The organism is Tsukamurella serpentis (assembly GCF_054780975.1).
In genome coordinates this window covers 468,621-478,643 of sequence record NZ_BAAGVH010000001.1, presented here as the reverse complement: position 1 = coordinate 478,643, position 10,023 = coordinate 468,621, and the positions used below count along the sequence as shown (strand labels likewise).

The following is a 10,023-nucleotide window of genomic DNA, read 5'->3' as shown; positions in this document are numbered from 1 at the left end:
TGTTACCAATAGAGGTCTGTGAACCGAACGGTTCACCTGTCCGCATCCTCGAAACGGAGTTACTCACGTATGACCGCCCCCGCCCGGATCGCTGCACCCGCCCCCGCTGAGCAGCCCAATGCCAGCTACCTCGGGGTCGGTGTCTACCGTCCGCGCCGCGTGGTCCCCAACTCCGAGATCGTGGACATGATCGATTCCAGCGACGAGTGGATCAAGACCCGCTCCGGCATCGAGTCGCGCCACTTCGCGGCCGAGGACGAGACGGTCCTGGGGATGTCGGTCAAGGCCGCCGAGCGGGCCATCAAGGCCTCCGGCATCGCCCCTGAGCAGATCGACTGCGTCATCTCCGCGACGAACACCCGTCTGGAGCTCGGTCCCTCCCTGGCGCCGCAGATCGCCAAGGCCCTCGGCCGGGTCGGCATCGCCTCGTTCGACATCACCGCAGGATGCTCCGGCTTCACCACCGCCGCCGCCGTCGGCACCGACCTGATCCGCGCCGGCACCGTCAAGTACGTCGTGGTCGTCGGGGTCGAGCGGCTGTCCGACCTGATCTCCCCCGAGGACCGCACCTGCGCGTTCATCTTCGCCGACGGTGCCGGCGCCGCGGTGCTCGGACCGACCGACGAGGTGGGCATCTCACAGGTGTCCTGGGGCGCCGACGGCGACTATTCCAGCGCCATCTACCAGGACAAGGACTTCGGCACCTACTTCAACGAGGTGCACGCCGACAACGGAGTCCCCCAGCGTCCCTACCTGCGGATGGAGGGCCGCAAGGTCTTCCGCTGGGCGGCGACGTCGCTGCTGCCCGCCTGTCAGGAGGCGCTCAAGCTGGCCGGCCTGACCTCGAAGGACATCGACGTCTTCGTCCCGCACCAGGCCAACCTGCGGATCACCCAGGTGCTGATCAAGGCTCTGGAGTTGCGCGATGACTGCGTGGTCGCCGAGGACATCGTGACCACCGGCAACACGTCCGCCGCGTCGATCCCCCTGGCCATCGAGGAACTGCTCCGCACCGGCAAGGCCAAGCCCGGACAGACCGCACTGGTCATGGCCTTCGGCTCGGGTCTGGCGTACGCCGGGCACGTGATCACCCTGCCGCCGGTCGCGGTCGAGGAGTCCTGATCACCGATCCGGCCGAGACGCCCGGGCGGGCCGCGGACGCCTGCCCGGGCGTTCTACGCCCGCACCGGGCCGCCGACGGTGACCTGATCCGGGTTCGGCTGCCCGGCGGGACCATCACCCCCGGGCAACTGAACACCCTCGCCGATCTCACCGGCGGGCAGCCACTGGAGCTGACCTCCCGCGGCAACCTCCAATTGCGTGGTACCGAGGATCTCGGCGCCGCCCGCGAACGGCTCGGTGCGGCCGGCCTGCTGCCGTCCGCCACCCACGAACGGGTCCGCAACATCGTGGCCTCACCGCGGGCCGATGAGCTGGTGACCGCAGCAGCCGACCTGGACCGCGCCCTGCAACAGCGGGCCGCACTGGCGGACCTGTCCGGACGGTTCCTGTTCGCCCTCGACGACGGCACCGCCGACGTCGCCTCCCTGGCGGCCGACGTGGAATCCCGGTGCGGACGCCTGCACCTGGACGGACATCCCACCGACCTGCCCGCCACCACCACGACCCTGCTCGACGCCGCCCAGGCCTTCCTGGACCTGCGCGTGGACCAGTGGCGCATCCGCGACCTCCGCCGGGGAGCGCCGCGGATCGCCGAGGCCCTCGGAGCGGTGATCACCGGCGCACGGGACGTCCCCGAGCCGCCCCCGGTTCCACCGGTCGGCTGGTTCGACCAGCCGGACGGCACCGTCGTCCTCGGCGCGGGAGTGCCGTTGGGGCGCCTCGACCCGCAGGTGGCGCGATTCGTGGCCGCGGTCGATCACCGGGTGAGCATCACCCCGTGGCGCAGCCTGCTGCTACACGGGCTCGACGAGGGAGCCGCCGAGACGGTGGTGCGGGTGCTGGCACCGATGGGACTGATCTTCGACGCCGCGTCACCGCTGCTGCGGGTCAGCTCCTGCGTGGGCGATCACGGCTGCGCCCGCGCCGAAGGCGATGCCCTGGCACTGGCCGCCGATCTCGTCGGCTCGATCGCCGACGGCGAACGGGTGCACGTGGTGGCCTGCGATCGCGGCTGCGGCGCGCCCGCCGGTGCGCACCGACTGGTGCTCGCCCGCGACGAGCCCGCCGAATAGACTTCCCCGGTGCACGACTACCTCACCGACGGCGCCGAGATCTACCGACGCTCGTTCGCCATGATCCGCGCGGAATCCGATCTCCGAGCCTTCACCGGTGACCAGCAGACGGTGGCGGTGCGCATGATCCACGCCGCCGGGCAGACCGACCTCGCGCGCGACATCCGGTTCTCCAGCGGCGCCGTCGCCGCCGCGCGCGCCGCTCTGCGCACCGGTGCGCCGATCCTGACCGATGTGAACATGGTCGCCCACGGCGTGACCCGCAAACGCCTTCCCGCAGGCAACGAGGTGCTGTGCCTGCTCAGCGACCCGCGGGTTCCCGGGCTCGCCGCCGATCTCGGCACCACCCGCAGCGCGGCTGCCGTCGACCTGTGGGGGGAGCGGCTCAGTGGGGCCGTGGTGGCCATCGGCAATGCGCCTACCGCGCTGTTCCACCTTCTGGACCGGGTTCGCTCCGGCGGTCCGAGGCCCGCTGTGATCGCAGGCATCCCGGTCGGATTCATCGGCGCTGCGGAATCGAAGGACGCGCTGATCGCCGACGCCGCGGAACTGGGAATCGAGTACATCACCGTGACCGGCCGGCGCGGCGGCAGCGCGATCACCGCCGCCGCGATCAATGCGCTGGCCCAGGAGGAGGAACTGTGACCGGCGTTCTGTACGGGCTGGGCGTGGGCCCCGGCGACCCGGACCTGGTCACCGTGAAAGCCGCGCGGATCATCGCCGATGCCGACGTGGTGGCGTACCACTGCGCCCGTCACGGTCGCTCGAACGCGCGCGCCTGCGCCGAGCCGTACCTGCGGGACGGGCAGATCGAGGTCCGCCTGATGTACCCGGTCACCACCGAGACCACCGATCATCCCGGCGGGTACCGCGGTGCGCTCGACGACTTCTACACCGAGGCCGCCGAAGAACTCGCCGAGCACCTGGCCGCCGGCCGCAGCGTCGCCCTGCTCGCCGAGGGCGATCCGATGTTCTACAGCTCCTACATGCACATGCACAAGCGCCTGTGCGGGCGCTTCGAGACCGTCGTGGTCCCGGGCGTGACCTCGGTCAGTGCCGCCGCGGCCGCGACCGGGGTCCCGCTGGTCGAGGCCGACGAGGTGCTCACCGTGCTGCCCGGCACCCTGCCCGAGGCGGAACTGCGTCGCCGGCTCGCGGACACCGACGCCGCCGCGATCATGAAGCTGGGCCGCACCTTCCCCGCCGTCGACGCGGCCCTGCGCTGCGCCGACCGCGCCGGGACCGCCCGGTACGTCGAACGCGCCAGCCGCGACGACCAACGGGTGCTGGCGCTCGACGAGGTGAACGCCGATGAGGTTCCGTACTTCTCGACGGTGCTCGTCCCCGGCCGGATCAACGCCCCCGATCACACCGCCGGCGCCGACCACCGAACCCGAGGTGAAGTGGTCGTCGTCGGACTCGGTCCGGGCGACGAGGCCTGGACCACCCCACAGGTGCAGCACGAACTCGCCGTGGCCACCGACATCGTGGGCTATGTGACCTACACCGACCGGGTGCGCCTTCGGCCCGGACAGCGGGTGCACGCCTCCGACAACCGCGTCGAAGCCCAACGCGCCGAACACGCACTTGCACTGGCCGCGGGCGGCGCCCGGGTCGCGGTGGTCAGTTCCGGCGACCCCGGGGTGTTCGCCATGGCCTCGGCAGTGGCGGAGGTCGCCGCCGACCGGCGGTTCCACGATGTGCCGGTGCGCGTGGTGCCGGGTATGACCGCGGCCAACGCGGTGGCCAGCCGGGTGGGTGCGCCACTGGGGCACGATTACGCGGTGATCTCCCTGTCGGACTACCTCAAACCGTGGGAGGTCATCGAGCAGCGCCTGCGGGCCGTCGCGGGCGCCGATCTGGCACTGGCGGTGTACAACCCGGCGTCGAGGACGCGGCGCGAGCAATTGGTCCGGATGCGCTCGGTGCTCCTCGACGTGCGCTCCGCGGAGACCGTGGTGATCATCGGACGCGCCGTCGGTTCGGATCAGGAGACCGTCACCGTGACCACCCTCGGTGAATTCGATCCGGAGCAGGTGGACATGCGCTCCCTGGTGATCGTCGGTTCCTCCCGGACCGAGGTCACCGAACGCACCGCCGGCCGTATCGTGCACACTCCCCGTAAGTACTGACGAGAAGGAGACCGACACATGGCGAAGGCCTACTGGATCGCGTTCTACCAGGAGATCAAGGACCCCGAGAAGATGGCCGCGTACGCCGCCCTCGGAGGGCCGGCGATCACCGAGGCCGGGGGCAGGTTCATCGTGCGCGGTCTACCCGCCATCACCTACGAGGCGGGTCTGGCCGAACGGACCACCGTCATCGAGTTCGACAGCCTCGAACAGGCCGTCGCCGCCCACGACTCCCCCGCCTATCAGGAGGCTCTCGCGGCCCTCGGCGACGGTGCGGTCCGCGAGATCCGCATCTGCGAGGGCTCCTGACCGGTTCCGCGGCTCAGCTCTGAGAAACCAGAGCGCGGTAGGCCTGCTCGGCAGTGGTTGCGGTGTCCACACCGCCCGGAGGGAGCGGGCGGTCGACCATGATCACCTGCACACCGAGTTCGCGGGCCGCGGCCAGTTTGGCGGCCACCAGGGCACTGCCGCTGTTCTTGGTCACCAGGACGTCGATCCGGTTGGCGAGCATCAGTTCCCGCTCGGATTCGATGGTGTACGGGCCGCGGTCGCGGAGCAGCTCGTGGTTTCGCGGCAGCGGTCCCGAGGGGGCGTCGACCACCCGGATCAGGAACCACCAGTCGTCGAGCTCGGTGAACCGGTGCGCGTCCTGCCTACCGGTGGTCAGCAGTGCACGCCCCCCTGCCGGTTCCCCTGCCCGCCGCCCCAGCTCCGCGGCGGCGGCGGGCACCGTCGGTACCCGGGTCCAGGTGTCTCCGGGCACCGGCGACCATTCCGGACGCACCACCGCGATCAGGGGAACCGAGGCCTGCGCGGCGGCGATCGCGGCATTGCGCGAGATGGTCGCGGCGAACGGGTGCGTCGCGTCCACCAGCACGTCGAAGCCGTCGCCGGACAGGAACGCCGCCAGTCCGGACGGACCTCCGAAACCGCCGATCCTGGTCTCGCCCACGGGCAGCCGTGGATCCGCCACCCGGCCGGCGAGCGAACTGACCACGTGGAAGCGTTCATCCCGCTCGAGCAACCGCGCCAGCTCCCGGGCCTCCGCGGTGCCGCCGAGGATCAGCACCCGCTGCATCAGTGACTCGCCCCGGGCCGGCGCAGGCGCCGCGCCGAGTACAGGTAGCTCTCCTCGAAGGTCTGTGCGTCCAGGACCTGCCCGACGAAGATCACCGCGGTCCTGGTGATCCCGGCCTCGGTGAGCTGCTGGGGCAGGTCCGCGAGACGGCAGCGGACGATCTGCTCCTGCGGCCGGCTGGCGTAAGCGACCACCGCCACGGGGCAGTCGGCTCCGTACCGCGGGATCAGGACCTCGGTCAGGGCCTGCGCCCGGTGCGCGGCCAGGTGCAGGGCCAGGGTGACCCCGGTGCGTGCGAGAGCTTCCAGATCCTCCCCCTCCGGCATGTCCGTCGACAGCGTGGAGACCCGGGTGATGAGCAGCGACTGCCCCACTCCGGGCACGGTCAGCTCCCGGCCGAGCGTGCCGGCAGCGGCTGCGAACGCCGGTACGCCCGGAACGATCTCGTACGGGACACCGGCCGCGTCGAGCCGGCGCGCCTGTTCGGTCAGCGCGGAGTACAGGGAGATGTCGCCCGAGTGCAGCCGTGCCACGTCCAGGCCCGACTCGTGTGCCGCGATCAGCTCGTCCACGATCTCCGGCAGTGGCATCCGGGCGGTGTCCACCAGCCGCGCCCCGTCCGGACACCGCTCGAGCATCTCCGGCGGCACCAGCGATCCCGCGTACAGGCACACCGGACAGCGGGCGAGCACGTCCGCGCCACGCAGGGTCAGCAGGTCGGGGGCGCCGGGCCCCGCGCCGATGAAGTAGACGGTCACGGCTGCTCCTTCCGGTACACCCACTGCACAATCGGCCGGCGCGGTTGCCAGGCCGTGCCCGCACCGAGCGGACGCAGATCGGCGACGGTGTAACTGCGCAGCTCTCCCCCGAATCCCCGGTGCAGCTCGGCGGCCAGCGACTGTCCTTCGACGGTGACCGTGTTCGCGACCAGCGCACCGCCGGCCGGGAGCCGATCGACGCAGGCGCGGGCGAGCGGTGCGGTGAGACCACCGCCGATGAACACCGCGTCCGGCGGCGGGAATCCAGCGCCGATGGCGTCCGGTTCGGCGCCGGAATCGCCGACCACCAGTTCCACGTGAACGCCGGCCCGGGCCGCGTTGCGGGCCACCCGCTCGGCTCGATCCGGTCGCCGCTCGACCGCGAGCACCCTGCCGCCTCCGGCCAGCGCCCAGGTGATTCCCACCGAACCGGAGCCGGCACCGAGGTCCCAGATCCATCCACGCGACGGTGCCAGTGCCGCCACGGTCAGCGCACGGATGTCGTCCTTGGTGATCTGCCCGTCGTGGTCGAACTCGACCTCCGCCGGGCGGGTGCCGCTGTCGCCGCCGCCGGCCGTGGCTGTGCTGAGGGGGGCCACGGCGACCACGTTCAGGTCGTCGACGTCCATGCCGGACTCGTAACGCCGCACCCGTTCCCGGGGACCGCCGAGCGTTTCGAGCACCGTGAGCTCGGCCGCCAGGCCGGCGTCGGTGATCAGGTTCCGGACCGCCGCGGGAGTGGCGCCGGATTCGCTGAGCACCAGCGCGCGGCCCCCGGCGCGGACCACACGTACCAGTGGGGCGGGGTCGCGCGCCACCGCGGAGACCACGGTGACCTCGTGTGCGGGCCACGTCATCCGGGCACAGGCCAGCGCGTAGCAGGACAGATGCGGGATCACCCGCAGCGGGAGGTCGGGCCGGCGCGCGGCGAGCGTGGCACCGATGCCGTAGAACATCGGATCGCCGCTGGCGAGGAGGTGCACACCGGAGCCGAGCCCGTCGAGCGCCGGGAGCAGCGGAGACGGCCACTGCCGCCGCTGCGCGGTCACCTCCGGCGGCAGCAGCGCCAATTGCCGTGCTGAGCCGTGGATCACGGTCGCTGCGATCAGTTCCGCACGGGCATCGTCGGACAGCCCGGACCAGCCGTCGGCGCCGATACCGACCACCGTCACCGTCATCGCGGCATCCGGCGCCAGAGCGCCTGGGGCAACAGTCTCAGGCCCGCGTACAACGGACGCAGCGCACCGGGGATCCAGACCACCGAGCGTCCGCGACGCAGTGCGTGCACCGTCGCCTCCGCGACCTGCGGTGCGGTCCGGCTGAACGGGGCGGGTTCCACCCCGCTCGCCATCAGCTCACGGGTCATCGCACCGACGATGAACCCCGGCCGGGCCAGCAGTACCCGGACACCACTGCCGTGCAGCGAGTCGATCAACCCGAGCACGAAGCCGTCGAGCCCGGCCTTGGTGCTGCCGTACACGAAGTTCGCCTTCCGTACCCGCATCCCCGCCACCGAGGAGAACGCCACCACCGCGCCCCGGGAACCGCCGCGCGGCTCCTGCGCCCGCAGCCGCTTGGCCAGGCCCAGCAGGATCGACACCTGCGCCACGTAATCGGTCTGCGCGATCTGCACCGCGTGCGCCGGATCGGCCTCGGCGCGGGCCTGATCGCCGAGGATCCCGAAGGCCACCACGGTCACACCGATCCGGCCGAACCGGTCGAAGACCTCGTCGAGGAAGCGCTCGTGCACGTCGGTGCGGTCGGCGTCGAACTCGACCGGGTAGACGCCGGTGGCTCCCACCGAACGCAGCATCTCGATCTGCGGCTGAAGATCGTCGGCGCGCCGGGCGGCCAGGATCACCTCGCGACCGGGTGCGAGACGGCGCGCCACCTCGGTACCGACCTCGCTCCGCCCGCCCAGCAGCAGGAGGGCACCGTCGTCGATGCTGCGTGCACTCACCGGAACAGACTAGTGCCCCGCTACCCTGGGCGGGTGCCCCACCTGAACCCCGCAGCGCTCGACTTCCTCACCGAGCGACACCTGGCGACCCTGAGCACACTGCGCGCGAACGGAACACCGCACACCGTGGCGATCGCGTTCACCTACGACCCGGAAACCGCCATCGCGCGGGTCATCACGTCCGGGGACAGCCAGAAGGCGCGGAACGCCGGGCGGCGCGGATACGCCGCGCTGACCCAGGTCGACGGTGCCCGCTGGATCACGCTGGAGGGCCCGGCGCGGGTGATCACCGATGCCGGGGCCGTCCGGGATGCGGAAGCGCGGTACGCGGTGCGGTACCGCCAGCCCCGGGAGAACCCGAAACGCGTGGTGATCGAGATCGCCGTGGACCGGGTGATGGGGTCGACCGGCCTGCGCGGTTAACGCGCCGGGATGTTGCCGTCCATGTCCTCGAGGCTGCGGCCCTTCGTCTCGGGGACCAGCCGGAACACGAACAGCAGCGACAGCAGAGCGAAGGTCGCGTACATGCCGTAGGCCACTGTCAGGTTGCCCTCCATCTTCGGGAAGGTCACAGTGATCGCCCAATTCGCGGCCCACTGCGCCGCTGCCGCGAGCGAGAGCGCCGCTCCGCGCATCCGGTTCGGGAACATCTCGCCGAGCAGCACCCACACCACCGGACCCCAGCTGACGCCGAAGAAGATCACGAACAGGTTCGCCGCGATCAACGCGATCACGCCGATCGAACCGTCCAGCGAGGGCTTGCCGTCCACGATCTCAGCGGTGCTGAAGCACGCCGCCATCGTCGCCAGGGTCACCGCCATGCCCAGTGAACCGGTCAGCAACAGCGGCCGCCGCCCGATCCGGTCGACCAGCATGATCGCGACGATGGTCACCAGCACGTTCACGATCGAGGTGAACACGCTGATCTGATTCGACTGCGACTCCTCGAAACCCACTGCCTGCCACAGCATGTTCGAGTAGTAGAAGATCACGTTGATGCCCACGGCCTGCTGGAACACCGACAGCAGCAGACCCACCCACACGATCGGGTACACGCCGCCGGGACCGCGCAGATCCCGCCACGACGGCTTCTCCTCACCGGCCAGGCTGTCCTGGATGCGGGTGACGGTGAAGTCCAGGTTCTTCTCCCCGAGCAGTTTCGCGAGCACCGTGCGGGCCTCGGAGATCCGATGCCGGGAGACCAGGTAACGCGGCGACTCCGGAATGGTGGTGGAAGCGATGCCGTAGACGACCGAGGGCACGGCCATCACCAGGAACATCCAGCGCCAGGCCTCCATACCGAGCCACAGCTCATTGGCGGCCCCGCCCGCCAGGGCGGCGAGCAGCCAGTCCACCAGCAGCGAGAGGAAGATCCCGAGCACGATCGCCATCTGCTGCAGGGAGCCGAGCCGGCCCCGGATCCGGGCCGGGGAGACCTCGGCGATGTACGCCGGGGCGATCACCGACGCGACGCCCAGACCGATCCCGCCGACCACGCGGAACAGGATCAGGATCCAGGCCTGCGTGGCGAAGGCGCAGCCGACCGCGCTGAGGAAGAACAGCACCGCCGCGATCTGCATGACCCGCAGGCGGCCGATGCGGTCCGCGATCCGGCCCGCGGTCATGGCACCCGCCGCCGCACCGAGCAGTGCCGACGCGACCGCAAAACCGAGCGCGTAGCCGTTGATGTCGAAGCGCGCCTCGATGGCCTTCGTGGCACCGTTGATGACGGCGCTGTCGTAGCCGAAGAGCAGTCCGCCCATCGCGGCCACCGTCGCGATCTGGACGACGCGACGGCTGTTGCCAGGCCCCTCGTCGTAGATCGAGGGGCCGTCTGTCGAAGTTACGCCGCCGTGCGCCATGGTGCCTTTCGAGTGAGAGTGACGAAGCTCGAAGACTA

Annotated in this window: 11 protein-coding genes; 6 read left to right on the top strand and 5 right to left on the bottom strand. The window is 70.9% G+C overall.

The genetic code is table 11. The features are described from left to right. The first annotated feature begins 69 nt into the window (after positions 1-69). Genes fabH through ACYVHG_RS02245 form a run of 5 tightly spaced genes read left to right on the top strand, consistent with a single transcriptional unit; the run spans position 70 to position 4,636 of the window. Positions 70-1,122, top strand: a complete 1,053-nt coding sequence (fabH, locus tag ACYVHG_RS02265; protein WP_461165795.1) for a beta-ketoacyl-ACP synthase III — start codon at positions 70-72, stop codon at positions 1,120-1,122. Beyond that, on the top strand, positions 1,119-2,195 hold the full coding sequence (locus tag ACYVHG_RS02260) for a precorrin-3B synthase (protein ID WP_461165855.1): 1,077 nt from the start codon (positions 1,119-1,121) through the stop codon (positions 2,193-2,195). The genes fabH and ACYVHG_RS02260 overlap by 4 nt, the downstream gene beginning before the upstream one ends. 9 nt (positions 2,196-2,204) lie before the next feature. Further along, a complete protein-coding gene (locus ACYVHG_RS02255) occupies positions 2,205-2,840 on the top strand; it encodes a precorrin-8X methylmutase (protein ID WP_461165794.1) in 636 nt (211 codons plus the stop codon). Beyond that, a complete protein-coding gene (locus ACYVHG_RS02250) occupies positions 2,837-4,327 on the top strand; it encodes a precorrin-2 C(20)-methyltransferase (protein ID WP_461165793.1) in 1,491 nt (496 codons plus the stop codon). The genes ACYVHG_RS02255 and ACYVHG_RS02250 overlap by 4 nt, the downstream gene beginning before the upstream one ends. A gap of 18 nt (positions 4,328-4,345) precedes the next feature. Further along, complete coding sequence (locus ACYVHG_RS02245; protein WP_461165792.1) at positions 4,346-4,636, top strand: DUF1330 domain-containing protein; 291 nt, start codon at positions 4,346-4,348, stop codon at positions 4,634-4,636. A gap of 13 nt (positions 4,637-4,649) precedes the next feature. Here the strand turns inward: ACYVHG_RS02245 and ACYVHG_RS02240 are convergent, their stop codons facing one another. From ACYVHG_RS02240 to ACYVHG_RS02225, 4 genes are read right to left on the bottom strand one after another with little or no spacing between them, the layout of a single operon-like run. After that, a complete protein-coding gene (locus ACYVHG_RS02240; RefSeq protein WP_461165791.1) occupies positions 4,650-5,405 on the bottom strand; it encodes a cobalt-precorrin-6A reductase in 756 nt (251 codons plus the stop codon). Further along, a complete protein-coding gene (gene cobM, locus ACYVHG_RS02235; protein ID WP_461165790.1) occupies positions 5,405-6,163 on the bottom strand; it encodes a precorrin-4 C(11)-methyltransferase in 759 nt (252 codons plus the stop codon). The genes ACYVHG_RS02240 and cobM overlap by 1 nt, the downstream gene beginning before the upstream one ends. Next, positions 6,160-7,341 carry a precorrin-6y C5,15-methyltransferase (decarboxylating) subunit CbiE gene (gene cbiE, locus ACYVHG_RS02230; protein WP_461165789.1) on the bottom strand — a complete coding sequence of 394 codons (1,182 nt, stop codon included), beginning with the start codon at positions 7,339-7,341 and terminating at the stop codon, positions 6,160-6,162. Before cbiE ends, cobM begins: the two co-directional genes overlap by 4 nt. Further along, positions 7,338-8,123, bottom strand: a complete 786-nt coding sequence (locus ACYVHG_RS02225; RefSeq protein WP_461165788.1) for an SDR family NAD(P)-dependent oxidoreductase — start codon at positions 8,121-8,123, stop codon at positions 7,338-7,340. Before ACYVHG_RS02225 ends, cbiE begins: the two co-directional genes overlap by 4 nt. A gap of 33 nt (positions 8,124-8,156) precedes the next feature. Between ACYVHG_RS02225 and ACYVHG_RS02220 the strand changes: the two genes are divergently transcribed. Continuing rightward, the gene (locus ACYVHG_RS02220; protein WP_461165787.1) at positions 8,157-8,546 is read left to right on the top strand and encodes a PPOX class F420-dependent oxidoreductase; all 390 of its coding nucleotides are present in this window, start codon (positions 8,157-8,159) and stop codon (positions 8,544-8,546) included. Here the strand turns inward: ACYVHG_RS02220 and ACYVHG_RS02215 are convergent. Further along, positions 8,543-9,985 (bottom strand): sugar porter family MFS transporter, encoded by a 1,443-nt coding sequence (locus tag ACYVHG_RS02215; RefSeq protein WP_461165786.1) that lies wholly within the window; start codon positions 9,983-9,985, stop codon positions 8,543-8,545. The genes ACYVHG_RS02220 and ACYVHG_RS02215 overlap by 4 nt on opposite strands. Positions 9,986-10,023 lie beyond the last annotated feature (38 nt).

What these genes read in the sequence shown, in the direction of transcription:
- fabH (WP_461165795.1), top strand. Translation starts at nt 70, where the DNA reads ATGACCGCCCCCGCCCGGATCGCTGCACCCGCCCCCGCTGAGCAGCCC.
- ACYVHG_RS02245 (WP_461165792.1), top strand. Translation starts at nt 4,346, where the DNA reads ATGGCGAAGGCCTACTGGATCGCGTTCTACCAGGAGATCAAGGACCCC.
- ACYVHG_RS02240 (WP_461165791.1), bottom strand. Translation starts at nt 5,405, where the DNA reads ATGCAGCGGGTGCTGATCCTCGGCGGCACCGCGGAGGCCCGGGAGCTG.
- cbiE (WP_461165789.1), bottom strand. Translation starts at nt 7,341, where the DNA reads ATGACGGTGACGGTGGTCGGTATCGGCGCCGACGGCTGGTCCGGGCTG.
- ACYVHG_RS02215 (WP_461165786.1), bottom strand. Translation starts at nt 9,985, where the DNA reads ATGGCGCACGGCGGCGTAACTTCGACAGACGGCCCCTCGATCTACGAC.